A 23,188-nucleotide genomic window follows, 5' to 3' on the forward strand; every position below is an offset into this window, starting at 1 on the left:
ATGGGTTACTGGCATATTCCCGACGAGTTCGCCTGGGTCGGGTGGGTGGCGGGTGCGGAGATCACCCACATCGATCCCAATGATCTGGACGGGATCTCGGATGTGCTGCGTGAGGTCGGTCGGGAGATCCTCGAGCACGCCATCGCAGAAGCCGATACCGCCAGCCAATCGGTCCGCGTGTCCTACCCGCTGGGCAGCGGCGGCGAGAAGATCTTCGATTCGCTCCAGAGCGTAATCCACGGCCAAGACCCGAAGCATGGCTCCATCGAGCTGATGGGCAAGTCCTTCGACCAGCTGGCCACCGCGGTCGACGACTTCACCGGCGAGGTACACGCCAATCATTTGAGTGCGATCTTCGCGCTCGGCTGGCTGGTCATCGAGCTGACCTGGGCGGCGGCCGCGGGCCCGGCCGCGCCCGCCGTCCAGGCCGGTGCGATCGCTGCCACCCGCGCCGCTTTCCGGGTGATCGGCGGGATTCTGGAGAGCGCCATCGCTCGAATCATCGGTCAGCGCTTCCTGTCCGAGGCGGCGCGCACCGTCATCGCCAAGGTCGTCTACGAGATGATTCAGGAGGGTTTGGTCGAGGTCGTCCAAACCACCATCGAGGAAGCCGCTATCCACAACATCCTCAAGGCGGAGGGCCTGAAGTCGCAGCCCTTCGACTGGGGAGGCTACCTGAAGAACGTGGGTGTCTCGTTCGCGGCGGGTGCCGCGGGTGGTGGCGCCGGGTATGGCCTGGGACATATTCCGGCGCTCAACCGGATGATGTCGAGCGACAACCGGTGGACCCGCACCCTCGGTGGTGGGCTGGTCGGCATAGGTGCGGGCGCGGCCGGTGCGACGATGGCAGGCCTGCTGACCGGCCAGTGGACTCCGCATGCGTTCGTCGGTGGCAGCCTTTCCGGTGCGATCCCGTCCGCGGCGTCGAGTTTCCGTGGCAACCGTCAGTTCTTGGGCGGGCCCAACATCGGCGGCGGGAACGTCAACGTGCCCCCGCCGGACGGTACCGCGCCGCCAGGTCAGCCGACCAATGGGACCGATCCCGCCAATCCCACCGGGGACAACTCGGGCACCGGAAACCAGAACAGCGCCGGAAACCAGAATGGCGGCGGCAATCAGAATGGCGCCGGAAATCAGAACGGGGCCGGAAATCAGAACGGGGCCGGGGACAACAGCCCGGGCACGAACACCGCCAGTGCCGGCAACACGTCCGCACCGCCCGCCGGGCAGGATACGAACGCGCCGCAGGCCGGTGCCGCCGACTCGGGCGCGGGAAGCCAGAATGGCGCCGGAAATCAGAACGGGGCCGGGAACCAGAACGGGGCCGGGGACAACAGCCCGGGCACGAACACCGCCAGTGCCGGCAACACGTCCGCACCGCCCGCCGGGCAGGATACGAACGCGCCGCAGGCCGGTGCCGCCGACTCGGGCGCGGGAAACCAGCAGCAGGCCGGCGCCGGTCCGCAGGCGGGTCCGCAGAGCTCGGAAGCCGGTGCGAGCGACAGTAATTCGTCGAATTCTGGTGGAAACCAGAGCAATTCGGCTCCCCAGGCGGGTGATTCGAGTTCGGTAGCCGACAATCCCAGCTTGCGTGCGTCGGATCCTGTTGCTGGAGAGGGTGTTACGGATCCAGAATCGGGGGCGGCGCGGGTCAGCCCGGTCACCGATCCGGGCGCGGTCGACAACCTAGCCGGTACACCGCTGGGCGGCTCCCAAATCGGCTCGGGTGCAGGCATTTCGGTCGACCCCAACTCGAACCCGAACATCGGCTCGAACACCGCGTTCAACGGAGCCGGAATGGCGGCGCCGGGGTCGACTGCGCCCGGTGTGAGCACGTCGGCGCCGGGCGCGTCCACGAGCACGGGTGCGTCCAGTGTCGCGCCGGGCAGCTCGTCGTCCGCGCCGGGGTCCACCTCCGCGTCGCCGACAACTGGCCAGTCGAGCTCCGCCACCGGCCAGCCGGGCGCGGGGCGGCCTTCGACGCCCAATATGCCCGGTGTGTCCCGCGCCGGGGACACCTCCGTTGCCGGTTTCAACGACGGCACGGCCAACGTCACTCCGAGCACCGACGCCGCGTCGACATCCGCGTCGCGTGCGGGCTCCTCCGTTCAGGCCGCAACCCCCGGCGCGGCCCCGGTCGGTCAGGTGCAGGCCCAGTTCTCGGATACTGAAGCGCCGCAACGCGATACCACGGTCGACTCGGAGAGCGACGCCGACGGCCAGGTGCAGGTCACACCGGAAAGCGACGCACAGGTCGCCCAGGCGCGGACCGATAGCACCCTGGATCCGGCGACACAGAACGACACCGACGACGATGCGCTCGCGCGGCCACGCAGCGACCGGGACCCGGCAGTGCGGCCCGACAGCGACGAGGATGCCCCGGCACGGCCCGACAGTGACGAGGATGCGCCCGCGCGTCCGGACAGCGACGAGGACCCGGCGGCGCGTCCGGATGTCGGCGAGGATTCCGCGCTGTTCCTGCCGCCTCCGCCACCGACCCCCACGGCCCCGGCTCCGGCACGCCCCAGCACCGATCCGGACGCCAGCACGGATCCCGACACCGACACCGACACCGATACCGATCCGGAAACCCGGAACCAGCCGGACGATTCGGCAGGCCAGAATCCCGACACCGACGAGAACGCTCGCCCGCGCCGGGCGCCTGACACCAGTCCAGCGACCGACGCGGAAAAGCAGCAGGCCGCCGATATCCTCGACAGCATGGCGGGCAAGCCGAAGCCCGCCGATTTCCAACTCGGCCCCAACGCCACTCAGGCCGAGGCGGATGCCTTGGCGCGCAAGAACTCCGAGCGGTGGAACTCGATCGCGCCGGAGCAGCGGCTGGTCCTGCTCCGGGTGCATCCGGCCAGCTTCGGCAACAATGCGCCGGGCATCCCCGCGCCGGATGTCCACACCGCCAACTGGATACGGATCGACCGAGAGTCGCGGGATCTGATCGCCCGCAGCGGGTTGACCGTAGCCCAACAGGCGCGGTTGGCAAGTCTGCTTGCCGAGCAACAGCGGGCCGCGGCCGCCTTGGCGCAGGCGAAAGCCGAGCAGCCGCGGGCACGGACCCAAGTGGATCCGGACAGCAGCCGGGCGGAGAAGGCGGCGGCACGCCGTCAGGCCGCCCAGGAACGAGCCGAAGCCAAACAGCGGATCAACGAGGCTCGCGCCGAGGCCGCGAAGACGGTCGAGCGCGTCGAGAACGAGCTGGAGAGTCTGGTCAGGCAGAGCAAGCTGGACTCCTTCTCGCACAAGCAGCTGGTGAACCTGCTGCGTACCCGACAGGCGATCGCCACAGCGCAGGGGGTGGCCCGAGCCGTCGCGCCGAACACGCCGGTGTACGTCCTGGCCTTCGACTCCACCGCGTTCAACGGCAGCGGCCGTGCGGCCATCGCCATGGGCGACGTCGACACCGCGACCCAGTTGTCCTGGCACGTCCCGGGCCGGGACGCGTCGCTGGCCACTATCGGCAGCACAGTGAGCCAGATGGCCGGCCAGTACCAGGCGACCGCCGGACGACTACGCGCGGACGAATCGGCGGCGTCGATCGCATGGGTCGGTTACGGCACGCCGAACAAGGCCCAGGCCATGACCACCTGGCATGCCCGTCGAGGTGGCAAGCTGCTCGCCCGGGATCTGGCCGCCTTCAGCGCGACTCGAACAGCGCTCAACGAGGGTCGGTTGGCGCAGGGGCAACCCGAGATCGCGGTTTCGAACAAGATCATCGCGCGCGGCTACGGCGTCGACGTCGTCGAATCGTCCGGCCGCAAGGGTCGTTTGGAGCGTTTGGTCGACGACGTCGTGCTGGTCGGCTTCTCCGGCCAAGAAGACGCTCCGATGATCCGGAAGAAGCACTTCGGCGACGACGTCCGTGTGCACGTCCAGGATCGCGCCAACGGTCTGTTCCGCCAGTTCAACGCCCCGAAAACGACCGGCGCGAAGCCGCCGAAGAACGGCGTGCCGGTCGACCGCATGTACCGGCTGGAGAACATCGCCGCAGGCACAACCGAATTCCAAGCGCCCGACAACGAGTCGTACCTGGACACCGATCGGCCCCCATTGCGGGTGAACGGGTGTTCCGAGCAGGCGCTGTACCGGGCGCGCCAGCGTACCGGTAACCCGGACATCACCGTACCGACCGAAGTGGGCCTGGACGGCGTGTCCATGCGTCGGCTCGAAGAGCACGCCGATTCCCAGGCGACCGAGGTCAAGGTCGGCAAGCGCAAGTCGCCGCACAAGGCGATCGCCGAGGCGCTGAAGTTCATGAAGGGTAAGGCGACGGTCATCGTCGTCGACCAGAATCGAACGGTCGATGAGCACGGTGTCGGTGCGCACGCGTACGTCATGTACTACGACGAGGCGACCGGCAAGATCATGCTCGACGACCCGTACAAGCATCCGGACGGCCCGGTCGAGTTCGACCCGAGCAATCTGCCGGACGCGAAGAAGACCTGGGTCATGGTCTACGACGCGAACGGCAACTCCGTGCGCCCGCTCGCGGTGCATCCGCTCGCGACAGGTGCCGCCACCCAGGGCCACGACGACGATGACAACCGGCCGCGGGTCGGCGACGATCAGGGCCGCCGCGATCCGATGCGCGACCTCCGGCGCTTCCTGGACGAACAGCGTCAGCAGGAGGAGCAGCGCAGGCGCGACGAAGAGCGCGGCGCCAACCAGCCCGCGCCGGACCCGGATTCGCAGCAGAACCTGGACCCGGGTGCGCGGCCCGATCCGGAGGCTCAGCGGACTCCCGATCGTGGTGCGCAGCCTGATCCGGGAGCACAGCAGACTCCCGATCCGGAAGCACAGCCCGATCCCGAGGCACAGCAGACTCCGGACCCCGAAGCCGAATCGGCGTCCGGTCCGCAGCCGATCCCGGCTCGCCAGACGACGCCGACGGGCGACCTGTCCCCGCTGACCGACGCCGACCGCGACCGCCTGACCCGCCTTTCGCAGGCACTCGGCCTCGGCGACTCGCTGTCGAGCTTCACGGACTCGCGCCGGATCCTCGCGGATCTGGCCCAAATGGCTTGGGCGCGCGGATTCCTCGACCCGACCCCGGTCACCGGGCACATGAACGAGCACATGGGCCCGGCCGCTTTCGCTCCATTGAGCATCGACGAGCAGCATCTGGGCGAGCGGTACTGGAATTACTCGCCGGATCCGAGCGACCCGAATTTCGCCCGGCAGCGCGACGAAGCCCACGCCCTGCCGGTTGTCGATCCCGACACCCCGGCGCCCGCCATGCCGATCGCCGTGCCGGACGCGATCGCACCCGCGCTGGGACCGGCGCCGGCCCGGCCCGATTCCCGGGCCCCGCATACGCTCGCGCCGGAGTCGGAGCAGGCGCAGCTGCTGCGACAGCTGCGCCTGAACGCCGACCAGGTGACCAAGGCGAAGCTCGCGGAAACCATCGCGGAGCAGCGGTATCGCACCATGCTGCGGGCGGGGGCGGTCGAGTCGCTCGCGGCCGCCATGGCCCGGCTGGCTGCCGCCGTCGACCCCAATCAGCGGGCGGATCTCACCAAGATCGTCAACCAATGGGCGGATCTGCTCCAGCTCTCGGAAAGCGATCTGGCTGAGGGGCAGGTCGACACGACACTGGAGCGGCTGCGCGACAACGTGCTTGCCCGCGCCGTGGCCCTGAACAATCTGGCCGATGTCGCCCAAGCGGTGCACGAGGCCGAGGGCCGGGCCGACCGAGTGGCCGAGGGCGAGACCCGCCGGTACACGGTGGTGGTGGACGGTCAGCGGGTGCCGGTGCTGCTGACCGCCGACGGTTCCGGAGGATGGCGGGTGCGGCCCGCCGAGCCGCTGGCGCCGCCGCCGGTGCCGGAGCCATCGAGCGACCCCGACGCGCAACCGCAGAGCCGGTGGAAGCGGGCGTTGAAGTTCCTGCGCACCCACCTCGGCAGCCACGGCACCGGTCGACCGATCCAGTACGCGCTCGGTTCGGAGAACAACAGCGATCTCTACAACGCGTTCGGCGCGGAGATCGAGTTGCTGTCCGGTGACGCGGCGGCCGATGTCAGTGGGTTCAACTGGGATCCGGCGTTCTTCGCGTTGCAGGCGTCGAAGCTGTGGAAGGGCCGCGAGGCGTTCTGGACCCTGGTCACCGGCAACTACTCGGCCAGTCCCCAAATCGGTCAACCGCTGGCGCCGGATTCGATCGCGCCCGACGAGCGCGCCGGCATCGACGAGGACGTGGTGGCGCCGGTTCAGGACGCGGAACCGCAAGGCCCCGATCCGGATCTGGCTCGCCGCGGCACGGAACTCGGCAACGCCATCGCCGACCGCAATGCCGCCCGAATCGCGCTCTACCGGGGCGCGGCCGCGCTGTCGCTATCGCTGGACGACCTCAGCCCCGACGCGGTACGGACCGCGGTCGGTGAGGCGAACTACCGGGCGATGCGGCAGGCCGCGGCGGCCGCGGCGTACGCGCAGGCGGCCACGCGGTTCCACAACGAGAACGAGCGCCTGCGCTATCTGCCGACCAACGACGCGCGGCCGGATCCGCTCGAGCGCTATATGCGCGAGCAGGCCATCAAGGCTGGTCTGCCCGGTGCGGACTCCGAAGCCAATGGCGTCAACAACAATCCGACGCGGCTGAAGCTCTGGTGGGATCCGGAGGGCAACCCGAGCCCGGAGGCCCGCCAGGCGTTCCTGGAGGCGGTGCAGCGCGAACAGGTACGCGCCGAACTGGGCACCTGGGCCAACATGCTCGATGTCGATCCGGCCGCGCACAGCCCGGCCGATGTCGCCCGCGCGCTGACCGCCCTGCACGACCGCGCTGCCGAATTGGCGCGAGAGGCAGCCGTATTCGAGCGACTGGCGGCCGCCTACACCGACGCCGACACCGCATTCGCCAGGATCGCCGAGGAGATGGCGGCCACGGCGGGGCACCGGTGGTTGCTCGACCAGGGCGGCGACCTGCTGGATCCGGACAATGCGCCGGGTATCGGCCTGCTGGACGGCGATCCGCAGCGCCTGGTGGTGATCAACGACGGCGGCGATCACGACCAGCAGCTGGCCAACGCGCTCGCCGACCCGCGCAATACCGATATCGCGCAAATGCTGACCCAGGGCGAGCTGGAGCTGGAGTACCGGGTCGCCTGGGCCGACCGCTCCGGCGTCATCCATGTGGCCGAGGTGGACGCGCCGCAGGTCCGGCATTTCTCCGGCGCCGTGGATGGTCGCGGGCTCGAGCTCACCATGGTCCGCGACGACGACGACAGCCCCTGGCGAGTCATCCCCAGCGAAAGCGCGCTCACGCCGCCGGACAACCGGATTCCGGTGCCCGACCCCACCGCGCTGTCGACCGCGGAGCTGGTGGCCCGCGTCGAGGACGCGGCGGCTCGGCAGGGTGTCCAGCTGGCCGATCTGGCCCCGGACCGTGTCGAGGACACCCTCGACACGGCACGCGCCGCGAACCGGTTGCGCGCGGTGCGGATCGAGGCCATGGCCGATCTGGCCCGCCTGCACGCGAATGTGGCCCGCTTCAACGCCTTCGAACGGGCGCTGCACGAGGCCGAGGCGAACCGGTCCGAGCTGCGCGGGCGCCCGCTCGACGCGATCGAGGAGCTGAAGCAGCGGCATCCCGAACGGGCCAAGAAGCTGGATGCCCTGGCCAAGCTGCTGAACCGGGATCCCGATCTGGTCGATTTCGATCCGAATCTCTACGACGCGCAGGATCGGCTGCGGCCGGGTGGGCTGCCGATGCATCACAGCGACACCCACGACCAGGTGGGGTTGCTCGTCGACGATATGGCGGACTTCCTGGCGCTCGCCCGGCACGGCCAGACGCTGCCCGGCAAGGTCCCCGGCATCCCGGATCCGGACGCCGACTGGCTGCACCTGCTTGGCGTCGACATGGACACCGCCACCCCGGCCGAGCTGGAGTCGATCTACAAGAATTTCCGGGCGGGCCGGCTCGACGCGGCCGCGCTGCGCACGCCGGAGCAGATCGCCGAGGCGCTGGCGGAACTGCGGGCCGATGTCCGCGCGGATGCCGCCGATCTGGCCACTCTGGCGGCGTTGTCGGAGACCTACTACCGCGTGCCGACCGGCGGCACGCCCATCAACCACTGTGTGCCAAGGGCTTTCGACCAGCTGGCAGTGCGGCACCCGAACGTGCTCGGCGAGTTCGCCGTCGATCCCGACCGGATCGGCGGTGTGCCGTGGGCCGATCTGTCGGACCGCTTGGGGACCGCGCAGCCCGAGCCGTTCCTGCCGGGGGAGGAGGGCAGCGCACATGCCCGCCTGCTGACCACCTTGCGTGCGCAGGGCCCGGGCGCCTCGGCCCTGGTGATCGACCAGCGGACCACTGTCGACGACTACGGTGTCGGCGGCCACATCTACACCGTGACCTACCTGGGCCAGGATGTCTTCGATGTGGACGGCCAGCGGGTTCTGCTCACCGATATCAATGACAACGGCCAAGAGCAGTTGTTCGACCTCGGCCCCGGTGGCGGCACCGATCCGCTGTCGCTGGCCGAATTGACCGGTGGCACACCGGCGGAGACCGCGGCCACCTGGGCGAGCATCTTCCAGAACGACGCTCATGTCCCGGGTCTCGGCGACCAGGGGCCGATGCCGGACGCCGGTGTGCGTTTCGGCCAGGATCTGCCCACTCCGCGTAGGCCCGAGGACCCGGTGCATCAGGCGGCGCGGTTCTTCGGCGAAACACCGAGCTTGCGTACGGAACCGGAATCCGGGGCCGAGCCTTCCGCCGTGCACTTGGCCTACGCGCAGACCCTGGCCGAGCGCCTCGGTCTCGCGGAAACCCTCGGGGCACTGCCGGATCCGCAGTCCGCACTCCAGGACATGTCGCAGATGGCATTGACCCGGCACTTCCTGGATGCCTCGCCGGACGGCCTGGCGAACCAGCACATGCTGTTCCCGGCGAACTTCGACACGCTCACAGCCGACGAGCAGTTCCCCGGGGAGCACTACTGGCGCTACCCGTCGGATCCGTCCGACGCCGATTTCCTAGCCCAGCGCGACGCGGCCGAGGAGTTCCAGCGGTCGATCGGCAACCCGCCGGAAACCCAACCGGCGCCGCCGATTCCGCTCGCACACCCGGCTGCCGTCGCGGGGCCGTTGGTGTCGCCGCCGGACCCGGCCGACCCGCCGCGCCCGCTCACCATGGCGCAGGCGCAGCAGTCGCTCGCCGACCAGCTCGAGCTCACGACCGAGCAGCGCGAACCGGCGAATCTCGCGACCACCGTCGCGCAGCAGCGTTATCGAATCCTGTTGCGCGCGGGCGCGATCGAAGCGCTGGCCACCGCCATGGGGCGCCGTGACCTCGCGCTGGACCCCCACCAGCGGACCGAGATCGACAAGATCATCGAAGTGTGGGCGAAGCTGCTCCAGATCCCGGCCGACGGCCTGGCGTCGGCGAACCTGACCGACACCCTGGAGCGGCTGCGGGCGGAGACACTGGCCCGCGCCCAGGCGGTCGCGGATCTGGCGGATGTCACCCAGGTGCTGCAAGCGGGCCCGACACCGGGTGGCCCCGTGCGAATCGACCTGGAGGTCGGCGGCGAACGTATCCCGGTCCAGCTGACGCCGGACGGTTCCGGCGGTTGGCGCGTGGAACCGGCCACCCGCCTGCCCGCGCCGGAGGTGCCCACCGCCGCGATCGCCAAGGCGCCGGAAGCGGACCCGGGCGTCATCCAGACCCTGCGAGACCGGCAGGGCGTGGTGAACCCGCAGCACCCGCCGTCGGAGATGGTGCCGCTGGGCCAATCGTTCACGGTGCAGAATTTCGGTCAGCTGGCCGACAGCGACTTCTGGGGCAACTTCGAGGCCAACCCCGCGTTCACCGCACGCGAGGTGGTCAACCTCAAGCGCAACTGGCCGAAGATCAAGGCCTTCCTGCTCGGCCAGGTCACGTCGGCGGAGTCGCACGGACCCGTCACGCGCACCGGCGATGTCTACGACTACGCCCGCGAAGACGCCGACCCGCAGAAGATCAGCGAGAACGAGGCCGAACTCCGCCGCCTCGGGCTGGCCGACCGCTTCCTCGCGGGACCGCCCGCGCCACCGGCACTTCCGCCCGCGCAGCCCACGCCTGGAATCGACGCCTCGCTGGAACCGCCGGTCCCCGCCGACGCCGAACACGATCCGTCGGCGTTGGCGCACGACGAGCTCGCCGAATGGGGTCAGGAGGTCCGGCAGGCCGCGCAGGAGCTGGATGCGCGGGCGCGGGCGCTGCTGGCGCTGGCGGGCCCGCTCGGCATCGAACTGCCGGACCTGAGCCCGGAGTCGGTGCGCGCCGCCATCGATCAGGCGCGGTATCTGCTGACCCGCGAAGCCGTTACGGCCGAGGCGTTCAAAGCGGCGCTGGCCCGGTACGACGCGGAGAACGCGGACATTCCCTTCCTGCCCGATATCGACCTGTCGCATCTGCTACCGGCAGCGGTCATCAACCGTCCGAGCCCGCTGGAGCGGTACGCGCGCGAAGTCGAGGCGGCCCGGAACGGTCGCGCGACCCTCATGGGCTGGACCGGCGTCAACAACAACATGCAGGGCGGCCGCATGTGGTGGGACCTGTCGCACCGCGACACGCCCGCGGGCCGCAGATTCTTCGAGGAGGCCCTGCGCCGCCACCACATCCGCACCGAGCTGGACCACCGCGCGCACATTCTCGGCATCGATCCCGAGAGCCCGAATGTGCTGACGGAGTTGCAGACTCGGCTCACCGACCTCCAGGATGCGGTCACCGCCTTCCAGCGGCAGGCGCAGCAGGTCCTCGACGCCGACGACAATTTCGGTCAGCACGCCGAGGTGATGGCGAATATCGCGGGCAGCGAATGGATTCGGGTCAGCGGCGGGTTCCTGATCGATCCGGCCAACCATCCGGGCGTCGGGCTGGTCGGTTCGCCGATGAAGTTGGTCGTCATCGACAACGCCATGAATCACGATGCGGCGCTGGCGAAGGCACTAGCCGACCCGGCGAATTCCGAACTGGTGGAGCTGATCGACAACGGCAGTCTCGAGGTCGAGTACCGCGTGGCCTGGCCGCGTGAGGTCGGCGGCACCTGGCGGGTGGCCACGGCGGCGATGGATTCGCCTGCGGTACGCCATATCTCGGAAGACTTCGACGGCCGGAACCTGACCGTCACCATGGTGCGCTACGAGGGCGGCCCCTGGCAGACGGTCACCGATCCGGCGCAGGCGGAACCGAGCGGCCCGGCGCTGGACCTGTCCCGGATGTCGCGCGGCGAAATCGAAGCAGCCATCACCGAATTGGTGGGCCGCCTGCCGATCGGTCGCGTCGATCTGACCCCGAGCCAGATCGACGCCACCCTGGAGCGGCTGCGTTTCGACAACGAGGTACGCGCCGCTCAGATCGAGGCGCTGGTCGAGTACGCGCGCAACCTGCACGCCCTGGACGCCTACCACAAGCTCGACACCGCACTGAACAAGCTGGAGCTGTCCCGGGCCGAGCTGGCTACCGATCCCAAGGCCACGCTAGAGGCGCTGAAGACAGCGAAACCGAAGCTGACCAAGGAGATCGACGCGCTGCTGAAGCAGCTGGAGGCCGATCCGGAGCTGTTCACCCGGGATCCGCGGGTCGCCGACGACATCGCCCCGATCAACCTCGCCGACGCGCCCGCGCACCTGGCCGACCTGATCGCCGACGTCGATCTGCTGCTCGCGCGACTGCAACTAGCCGGTCCTGGCACCGTGCCGGGAGTGCCGGTGCCAGAGCAGGATTGGGTGCGCCTGCACGGCGCCGACATCTACAACACCACCGACGCGCAGTACAAGGCGGCCTTCGGAAAGTTCAAGACCGAGAAGTTCGCGGACCTGTTCGTCCGCGACCCCGACACCCTGACCGCGCTGCACCAGCAGTTGCGTGCCGAGGTCCGCCAGACCGCCGCCGAGATCGAGGCCCTGACGGCACTGGTGACCTACTACAGCAGCGAGATCGATCCCGCCGGTCCCGCCGCGATCAACACCTGTGTCTCCGATTCGCTCAGTCGTGTCCTGGCCGACCAGGGCAACATCGTCGATGTCCCGATCCCTCTGCCGAACAACCTGTCCGGCCGCGACTGGCAGGACGTGCGGCCGATGCTGCGCGGCGCCCAGCCGGGCGGCTTCGACAACAGCGACGCCCGCGGCCACGTCGAACTGATCCAGGCGCTGCGCGAGCAGGGCGGCCCCGGCGCCATCGCCTGGGTGCTGGACGAGCGATGGACCCCCGACGCGCACGGTGTCGGCGCGCACTCCTACACCGTGAAGTACCTGGGCGGCAATCAGTTCGAGATCGACGGCCGCCGCGTCACCTACGACGAGGTCGGCTCCAAGCGCAGCAACCTGGAATGGTTCGTCGCCCCGGACGGCACCCGGGTCTCGCTGGCCGATCTCACCGGCGGTAGCCGCTACGAAACCAAAGCCACCTGGGCCGTGGCCTGGAAGGCCGGTCAGCAGGTGGCGAACTTCGGCGACCTCGCCGCCGCACTGCCCGCCGCCGATCTCGCCATCGGCCAGACACCGGACCCGAACGCCCCGGTGCCCGCGCATCGGCAGCCACCGGCCAACGCGCCGCCCAGCCCGGCGGCCGAGGTGGCGCGGTTGCGCGCCGAGATGGCTGCCGCGGTGGCGAGGGAAGCCGACCTGCGCGCCGAGATCGCGGATCTGCGGCAGCAAGCCATGGCCGCGCAGAACGCCGGGGATCGCGAGCTGGCCCGTAGCTTGGCGGCCGACATCGAGCAGCGCGTCGCGGAAACCGGTGCGGCGGAGTCCGCGCGCGCCGCGGCGGTCGAGGTGTGGCAGACCTCGATCACGCAGCAGGGCAGCGACCTGCAAGCCCGCATCGACGCGCTGGAGGCGCAGCTGGCCACCCACCTGGGCGGCGACACCGAGATCGCGCGGTTCCGCTCCGATATCGACCTCGTGGACAACCTCGAGGCGGCGTTCCAGCTACGCGACCGCATCGAGACCGCCGAGCGCGTCCAGCAGACACTGGAAGAGCAGATCGACCGCGGTAAAGCGTTGCGGGACAAGCTGCGTGCGGGCATCGCGCTGCTCGAGGCCGACACGGTCGATACTCCGGAAGCGGAGCAGGCCCGGAACCAGGATCTGGCCGCTGCCCGCGCCAAACTGCGGCAGGCCACGCATGCTCTCAGCGAGGTGGAGAACTCGCTGGAACTGCTGCGGAGGAAGCTGCCGCCGGGTGATCTGACCCTGATGAAGTCCGCGCTGACGACGGAGATCATCTCCGCGACGAATGCGCGGGCCGCGCTCGCCCTGGTCTTCCAGATCAGCGATACCGATCACCTCAACCCCCGCTACCCCGGACCGCGGGAACCTGGCGCCGAGCTCGTGCAGCAGCTACGCGAGGCCGCCAAGCAGCTGAAAGACGCGGAATCGCAACGGAGCGAGCTGGCCGAGCGGCAGGCCGCGCTGGACGCGATGAACGCCCTCGGCCTGCTGCCGATCTCGGAGCGGGTCGGCGTGCGGCCCGCCGCGCAGCCCACCGGGCTGTTCGGGGACAGCGAGATCGTGGTCGTCGGCACCGACACGGACGTCAACGGCTACCGGCAGGCGCTGCAAGCGACGCTGTCGGCGCGGACCGACCTGAATCTGCTGCTCGGCATGGCGAAGTCGGACACCACGCCGCTGACCGTGCGGTTCACTCGGGTACAGCTCGACGCGCGGGGCCACTACGAGAGCACCGTCGATCTGCCGTCCACCGATGCCGAACTGACCCAGCGCGCAGGCGCCTGGGAGCCGGGGAAGCACCCGCGCAAGTGGGAGAAGGAGAAGTGGACCGACCCGCAGCCGCCGTTCCTGTTCAAGGTCTCTATGGTCCCGACCTTCGACAAGATCATGGCCGGGCTGCACGAATTCGAGGCCGGTGAGGTTCCAGGGTTCCTGTTCCCGCAGAATCCGCCGTTCTCGCCGACGATCTACAACGTTCCCGAGGGCGTGAACGCGTGGAGCTCCGATGTCGGGCTCAACCTGTTCCACCTGCGTATCCTCGCGCTGGGCATCCTGGACCGGATTCCGGGCCATCCGTGGACTAAGAACCTGATCCAGAACCGTCCATGGATCGGTAAGTTCGTCCTCTCGGCCACCCGGTGGCTGCCCGCGAACACCGCGCACGGGAAGTCGATCGAGCTGCCGCTCTCGGCCGACTTCGCCAAACGACATCCGGCGTTGGCCTGGGCAATGGCCGATGTCGCGCAATGGATTCCGGCGGTGCGCGACGGCCGCTGGATCCAGCTGATTCCGATGGTGCGCGGCACCCGCACCTACGGCTGGCTCGACACCAGCCAGCCCGATCCGCAGACGCTGCACAACCCGGAACTGGCCAAGCCGCAACTGAATTCGGAGCAGGCGCGCCTGGACGGCTCCTACGCGCTGCCCTACACCGGCGAGAGCGTCGAGATTCCAGAGGCGCTGCGGCAGCGCTGGGCCGACAACGAAGCCGAACGGGCCGAGCTGCGGGAGCGGACCGAGGCCGCCTACGAGGGCTTCGAGCACAACCGGGTCTTCGAGGCCGACAGCAACTTGGCACAGATCGCCGACCATGCCCTCGCCGATCCGGATCGTTACTCCGGCGGCGATCCGAAGCGCTGGGTGCGCGGCAAGGGCAATGCCTGGGTGCGCGACCCCGACGGTTCGACCATGGCCAAGCACGGCGACGGCTCGACCTGGCTCAAAGACCACGCGGGCAACCTGCGCTCCCGCGACGAGATCATCGAGACACTGCGCCAGGTGCGCGAGTACCTGCTGCGCAACACAGAGATCCCGCAGAACACCGACATCGCCGCCATGTGGCAGCGGCTGCTGTCCAACCAGGCGGTGCGCGAGGACATCGTCGGGATCGAGGCCGCGCTCGCCTCGATCGAGTTCCTCGCGCAGAACCCCGGCGCCACCGTGCAGCAGGCGACCGCGGCGGCGAAAGCCGCGGGCTACGACTGGGATCAGCGCCCGCGCCATCCGCGCGCGCGCACCCTCTGGCAGCGCCTGACCGGTGCGCGCCCGACACCGCTCGGGTTCACCTCCGAGATCGACCCGATAGCCAACGATCCGGCACGCACCCGCCGGTTCGGCAGCACGCTGTACTACGGCGTGCAGGGCCTGGACGGGGTGGACAGCAGGCTGCGCGCCATCATGGGCGGCTGGCCCGCGGCCAAGGTCGACCAGGCGCTCGCCGAGGTGACGGACATCGTCCACCGGGCCACCCGGTCCTTCACGACCAACGACCACGATCTGGCGCGCGGCGGCGTGCACGTCTCGGCGCGCGTCACCGGCAGCCCCGGCGAGCAGGTGCTTTCGGTCACCGTCGAGGTGGACGGTGACGGCGCATTCCCGCGCACCCGGTACTACCTGGACCAGCACGACAACGACTGCGTGCCGGTCGCCGCGCGGTTCGTCAACCAGGCGCAGGGCACCACCGTCACCGACGCCGACCTCCTCGAGCCCTCGCTGGCGGGTGTGCTCTGGAGCGATATCGTGCCCGAACTCAACGGCGCTCCGGTGCAGGGCTTCGTCACCGACGCCGACTCCACCGCCCACGCCCGCCTCGTCCGCGGCCTGCTCGACTCCGGCCCCGGCACCACCGCCTACCTCTTCGAACAGCGCGCGACCGCCGACCGCCACGGCGCCATGGGCCATGCCGCCGCCCTCACGTACATCGGTGAAAACGCCGACGGCACACACACTTTCGAACTCAACGGGCAAACCGTCATTCTGGATCGGGTCGACCCCGACGGCCGCGAATGGTTCCAGCGCCCGGCCCCCACCGGTACCCGCGAACTCACCACCGGCACCACCACCACAACCGAAGTGTCGCTGGCCCACCTCACCGGCAGCAGCACCGACCAAACCACCGCCCTCTGGGCGACGGTGTACAAGGACGGCCAGGCCATCCTGCTGTCCCCGGAGTTCGCCGACCCGAACGCGGCACCGCCCGCCGACGATGTCGCCTTCGGCACGAGTTCCTCGATCGACGCCGTGATCGCGGACTACTTGGCCGAGCTCGGTATCGACACCGAGGCAGGGCGACTGCTCGAGGCGGCGCTCCTGCTCGAGGAGCGGTATCTGGCCATTGCCGTGATCGCCGAGCAGCCACAGCCGGAAACCGCGCTCGGCAAACGCAGGTGGGCGGGGCACCTGGGTGCCAGGCTGGTTGCCCGGCAGCACGGCAACCAGGAACTGACCGTCGGCTTCATTCGCGCGATGCACGACCAGTTGACGATGTCGGCACCGCCGGAAATGGAGTTCGGTGCCCCGACGCCGCGAATGGGTGTGTTGTCGACACCGCTGACCGCGGACCAGATCGCCACCATCGAGGCGAACCCACTGCTGTCATACATGCCGCCGCCCGCCGGGCCCGGCGAACACGGCGTGATCGTCTACCCGAACTACGCGTCGCAGGCGGAGGTCGACCAGGCTCTCCAGGAATTGTGCGACTGGTACAACGCGGCCCAGCATGGATCCGACTACGACCCCTTCGAACTCGCCGCGGAGCTGCAGCGCAGGTTCGTATCGCTGCACCCGCTCGACTTCAACGGCCGCGCGTCGCGCATCCTGATGAACTGGTCGTTGGAGCAGAACGGTCAATTCCCCAGTGCCGTCCGCGAATTCGATGCACTACACCTCCCGGCGGCGGATTGGGTGGCAGCGGTCCGGGAGGGCAGCGCCAGGTACGCCGAATGGCTGGCGAATCTCGCCGAGCACGGACCCGATATCGACCCGGTAGATCTGTTCGGGCTCCGGGCAGAACAGCAGCGCTACCGTGAAATGGGCGGCGAGACAGCTCCTTTCGTTCCCGGCCAGCCACGAAATCGGGCCAAGTACGAGCAGTTGCTCCAGGCGGTCATCTCGCCCGAGGCCGCGGCGCCGCTCGACGCCGGTCTCACCGATCCGCCGGACCCGGCCACGGCCGATATGGCCGACCTGCAAGCATGGGCGAGCTCCTACGACGACCCGCAGCTGCAGTTCTTCCTCGCGCAGCAGCACGAGGCCGTCACCGCCCTGCTCGCCCAACCGGTTTCGCCATCGGCCGAGTCGATCGGGCCGGTTCGTGAACTCGAAGCGACAGTGCGAGAGGGTCTTTCGCGAGTCTTGGGCGTGACCGGCCGACCCGGTCCGGTTCCCGCCGATATCGCGGGACTGGCCGCGCTGGCGCGAGAACTTGCCGACGCCCACCCCATGGCGCCGGACCTGGCCGCCGCCGCGCTGACCTTGGCCGAGGTCCGGGAAGCCGCCGACCTCTCCAACTCACTGACCGATCCGGACGCGGTCCTGGTGCTGCGCGCGGACGGCACAACCGACGCCGACGCTGCGACGCACGCATCCAGAGCGTGGGACTGGGCCGCGCGACAACTCGCGGACTGGCCTTCCGGCAAGGTCGATGACGCGGGGTTCGAGCTCGCTCACATGGTCGAGGACGCATTGCGACAGAGCCGGGGCGAAATTCGCGTCGTCCTGGAGCAGAGCGGTGAGCGCGGTGATCGTCGCGTGCGATTCAGTGTCGGCGACAACAGTTTCGAACTGAACGAGTCGAATCACGACGTGTCCGACGAGGTTGTGGCAGCACTGCACGCGACCATCGCCGGTGTGCGTCATGTCCGTGTGCACGTACCGGGCGAGCTCGCCATAGCGGTCGACGGTCGCCGCATTTCCCAACTGGCGAAGGCGCTGGCCCCGCACAGCGCGCACGGTAGCGTGCTCGACGTCGCGCAGGACAACATCGAAGCGGGTCTGTTGCACGCGGCCAGGCGCAACCGCGGTCGGCTGCACGGCCTCCGCACGAATGTCGAGCCGTCCTATGTGCTGTGCCGTTTCGGTGACAGCACCGTGGAGCTGGCCGTATACCCGTTCTGGGACCAGGACTTCCGTGACGGTATGCGCGAACTGGGCTTGACCGGCCGCGGTGACCGCACGGTCCAGCTCGGCGAACTGACCGAAGCGATCGTCGGTCGGCTGGAACAGCGTCGTGCCGCGTGGGCGGAGCAGAACGGTCCCGAGTCCAATGGCGATACCGACGGCGACGGCGATGCCGGGCCCGAGGGCGGGTCTCCGGTCGATCCCGGTGCCGGCCCCGGCGGTTCGGACGTCGGCCCGCAGGCCGTGGATCCCTCGGTCGGCGAAGGCTCATCCGGTTCGACCGCTGTCATGCCTGTGCGGTCGGATGAGGGAGTGTCGAAGGCGGACGCTGATCCGGCGCCCGCGGCGGTCCCGGACGGCACCACACCGGCTTCCGCGCCGGACACGTCGGCTCCGAACCGTGTGACGTCAGCGAACCCAGAAGAGCCGGTACTGCCCTCGTTGCGCGCTGTGCTCGAAGCCGCCACCGACGGGGCGAGCGCTGTGGAGCTGGCGGGCATGCTGAGTGGCCTGGCCCGGCAGTACGGCCCGTTCAGTCTGGTGAACCTTCAGGTGCGGCGGCTGGCCGACGGCATTCAAGTGCAGGCAACTGTCGTAGACGAGTCCGGCAACGAGGTCGGCGGGTTGACCGAGGCCTACAGGTTCGAGTCCGACGGCTCCGTGACCGTGCACCACGTCGACCTTCATCTCGATGAGGCGCATCAGGGTCGAGGATTCGGCCGGGCCTTCGTCGAGGCGGTGGATGCCGCGTACCTGCGCAACCGGGCCGACCGCATCCTGGTGACGGCCGGCGAGCCGGACGGCGGCATCTTCTGGGCGCGTATCGGTTACGAGTGGAATCCGCTGCTGGTATACGAGGCCGTGGATATCCTGACCGCACGCATCGAGGTGCTGCTCGAAACCGCCACGGCGCGTGATCAAGTGCTGCTGCGACAACTCCAGCGCGACCTCGCGGGCCCAGTTAGCGGTTATCCGACGCCGAGCCAACTCGTGCGCATCGCAGGCGACAACCCACACCTCGGTGAGGTCGTCCTCGACGGCGTCTACTGGGACGGCATGAAGGGCGCACCGCCGGTCGCGCCGACGGCGGGCGACCTCGCCGAGGCCGCCATCGATCTGACGCCCGCACAGCGAGATCTGGCCGAAGCCCTGGGGGTCGACCCGGAACTGATGCAGCGGCCCGGGCTGCTGCGCCAAGCCCTCGATGTCGTCCAGGGACAGTTGCGCGCCCTGGACGCCGCGGCATGGCAGCGGGCGGTGGACGCCGGTCGGTTGCCGGAGTTGCGGCAGTGGATCGGTCGGCGTATGACCTGGGACAACGCCACCCAGCTGCTTCAGGTACAGGAACTTCAGACGGGGTCGGTCGACGCGGCTGCCGCGCAGCGTCTACGGGACATAAATGCCGCGTTGCAGCAGGAGCTGGCCGAGCTGCTCGCGCTGGACGAGCTGGGCGGCTACTCCGCGCACAGTGACATGGATCCGGTAGCCGAGCTGCGTCGTGTCGCGGCGGCGATCGGCTCACCCGAACTGGCCGCGTTCGTGGACCTGTGTGCCGAGATCCTGCCGCCGACTCCGCAGACCGAGCCGGACCCGGACACCACGCTGGCGGCGGCGCGCGAGAATCTGGCCGAGATGGCCGGTCTGCTCTCCCTCGATCCGGCCGTGCTGACCGCGGGCGCTCCACGACTGGCCGAGCTGCGCGCCGAATGCGCGCGCCTCGCCGAGGCGCTGGCGCAGGCGCTGGACACCTCGGTCGCCGAGCTGGAAACCGTACTGGAGCAGCGGGACCTGTCCGGCGACCCGGACACCACCCCGGAGACGCTCGAGCTGTATACCGACTGGCTGAACCACGCCGGGGTTCTGGAGGCCGCCGAGCACTACAACAGCCTGCTCGGGAACGCTGAGACCACGATCCCAGCACAGGCGGACGCCGCCAACGAGACCTTGCCGAACCAAGCTCCAAAAGTGCCTGCACCGCAGCAACAATCGGCGACGCCGATTACCGGCGCCGATGTAACGGACAGTCCGGCTCGGAAGTCGCGGACCCGCCGCGACCCTGGCACGTTCTTCGCCTTCGACCCGGAAGGCCCGCACGAAGTGCAAGCGCACCGGGCTCCAGGCCGTGCGGCGACGCCATCGAACGACACCGTCGGCGCTGTGCTCGCGGCGGACGAGATCCCGGCTCCGCTGACCGGTGACAACCTGCCCACCGTTGAGTTGAAGCGTGGTTATGTGGGCGAGGAGCTGCGCCGCAACGACTGGGGTGATCCGGTCGTGCACTACCTGTCCGAGGCGGAGTTGGCGACGCAGCGCATCGTCATCGGACCGGATGGCAGGCTCTACCGCGCCCACGACGGTCAGCTTTTCGACACCGGCGGCCGCTCGGTGATGTTCGCTCTCGACCCTGCTGGCAATCTCTACGCCGAGACCGGGCTGATCGACAAGCCGATGCGCCACTCGTCGTTCCTGTCCGGGCGCCCGGTCGCCGGTGTCGGCGGGATCCGGGTCGACGCGGGCCGCCTGACCGCCATGACCGACAGCAGCGGGCACTACCAACCCGCGGCGGCGGTCAACGACGACGCGCTGCGCGTCCTCGCCGACCAAGGCATGCGGGTCGCCGAGGATTTCGCGCAGTACGACCCACTGGACCGGCGCCGTCCCGGACCGCTGGATCAGCAGGGGGACAGCACCGCGCCGACCGGCGGGAAGCTCAGGGGCGCGGGCAATGTCGCGCGCGACGTGCTGCGCGCGTTCTTCCCGGACTTCTGGTTCGATGGCTTCCGGCAGCGGCTGCGCGACCAATTGCACGCGGTCGCGCCGCACCTGTCGGAGAACGGTCCGGAGAGTCAGGCGTTGGCTACGGCGAGCCGTTCCGACGTACAGGCAGGGCTGGAGGGGCTGCGCCGGGACCAGCGCCGGTGGTTGATGCTGCGAGTACGCGACGCGATGTCCTTCGAAGACGCATGCGCCGCCATGAACCTGAATTCCGAGCGGGCAAGGGCGGACGCCCGCGTTACGGAGAAGCGGGCGATCCGGGATCTTGCCCAGTCCATCGCCGCCGCGCTCGAGGAGCGGAACAATCCGGAATCGCGCTTGCTGCGCGCCGCGCAGGAGCCGAGGAATCGGCGGACGTTGGAGCGAGCGATCGCGAAACTGTCCCCGGCGCAACGGCAGTTCGCCGAGCTGCGGGTCCTGCAATCGCGCGAGTGGCCCGCGGTAGCAGCCGAGATGGGCCGGGAACCGGCAGAGCTCTCGCGTATCAGAAAGCGGGCCGTGGAGCGGTTGTCGGATGCGCTCACCGGCGTCCCGCGTCCGGACGCCGACCCGAACTGGGACGCTGTCGAGGACGCGTACCACGAGCGCAACGACGAGTTCGCTCGGCACCTGGCCAGAATTCCGGTCGCTCGCCGTGCGGTGATCGAATTGGCTCTGCGGGGCAAAACGACGGAACAGATCGCCGCCGAACTGCATCGCAGCGAGAACGCGGTGCGCAAAGCACGCAAACGAGCTGCCGACCAGCTGGCGAACCTACTGTCGGACAGCGCGGTACCGCTGACCGTGGACGAGGCTTTGGCGGCGGTGCTAGAGGCAGATCACGCCGCGCTGGAGCCGCTGCTCGGACATCTCACCGCGAATCGACGGCTCGTCATCGAGGGTGTGCTGCAAGGTGACACGCTCGCGGAGATCGCCGCTCGGATCGATAGCACTGAGAGCGGCGTACGCCAGCAGCGCAACCACGCCGCGCGACAACTGGCGGACTGGCTCGTCAACGGCGCACCGGAAAGCGTCACCGCAGCCGATTCGACCGTCGACGTGGCGGAAGCCGATGAACGAGCCGAGACCACGACGACCGCGGAGCCGGGCTCCGTCGACAGCAGCCCCGCGATGCGGTTGGTCAGAGACCCGGCGAACCGAGATGCCGTGCTGGCAGCGGCGGCGAAGCTGTCGCCCGCGGCGAGGGAATTCGTCGAGCTGCGGTTCGGACAGGGCCTGAGCATCCCTGAGATCGCCGCGCTGACCGGGCGTAAACAGGCCGCGTTGTGGACTACGCAGTACCGGGCCGTTCCGAAGCTTGCCGACATGCTGTCCGGCGGCCCCGACCCGATACCGTCCGGAAAACCGGGCAACGCTTTGAAGCTGGTACAGGAGACCCAGCGGACTGACAAGAAAGCGCTGTCCCGGGCGATGCGGGTGCTCGATGCCAACGAAAAGCGCGTTGTGCGACTGCGGATAGTCCAGGGCATGACGCGTGCCGAAGCGGCTGAGGCGATGCACCCACTGACCGTGAAGTCCGTCGACAACATCTTCGGTGAAGCCGTGCGGAAATTGGCCGGCGAGTTGACCGGGCGTCCTGTTCCGACCGATCCGGAATGCGCCGCACTGGTTTCGGCCGCTCCGCGGGAAGCTCTGCGGCGCAACCTCTCCGGGCTCACCGAGCTGGAGCAGCGGTTCATCACACTGCGTCTCCTCGAGGGTCGCAAACACGTGGCCATCGGCGCTGCGCTCGGGAAGTCCACGTCCGCGATCCAGAATCTGCAACGTCGCGCCTACGCGCGAATGGCGACGCTGCTCATCGATGATCTCGGCACCGAATGGAGCAACTCCATCCGCGACGCCATCCGGCAGCCGAACGTCGAAGAGGACCAGTCCGCGGCATCGCGGCGGCAGCCCGCCTCGCAGGTGGCACCGGCTTCGGGATCCACAACCGCCGGGCCCGGCGACGGCACTGTCCCACCGATATTCGTCGCGGCGCAACGCAGCGGCACTCTGTCCGACGCGATGGCTCAGCTGGCCGAGGACCAAAGGCAGTGTCTGGACCTGCGTTTCGTCCAGGGCAAGTCGATCAAGGCGGTCGCGCAGCAGATGGGGCGCACCGAACGTGCCATCGCCAACCTGGAGCGCCGTGCTCTCGGTGCCCTCACACAGCACCTACCGCAGTATCTGCGCGACCTGCATCTTCCGACGACCACTGGCCGCCGGGCCACCCTGGGAGACGTCGCAGGTGCTACCGGGCTGAGTCTGAGCACGGTGAAGCGTGCGTTGGCGAATGATCCAGCGATACGTCCCGAAACGGCGCAGCGCGTCATCGATGCCGCCGAGCGGCTCGGTATCCGGTCCGGGACGCAGCGGAACACCTTCGCCGACAACGCATCGGCGGGCGCACGCCCACCGGAGAACCGTTCGCTTCCGGATACGGCGTCGCGCGGGGTCGCCGAGCCCGGCGCGATCACCGGGACGACGGATTTCGTAGCGCAGGCCGCACCACGGGAGGACAGTCGCCCGTCCGATACAGCCCCGAAGAACTGCGCCCCGGAAGCCCAGCGTTTCACCC

Annotated in this window: 1 protein-coding gene (only partly in view); it reads left to right on the forward strand. The window is 69.2% G+C overall.

Going from position 1 to position 23,188, the window contains the following annotated elements; genetic code table 11:
- Positions 1-23,188: the 5' portion of a sigma factor-like helix-turn-helix DNA-binding protein gene (locus T333_RS07135; RefSeq protein ID WP_496423962.1), read on the forward strand. 13,454 nt of this gene lie beyond the right edge of the window; 23,188 of the gene's 36,642 nt are visible here — the first part of the coding sequence; its start codon is at positions 1-3; its stop codon lies off the right edge, out of view.

The organism is Nocardia sp. CNS-044, from assembly GCF_059570515.1.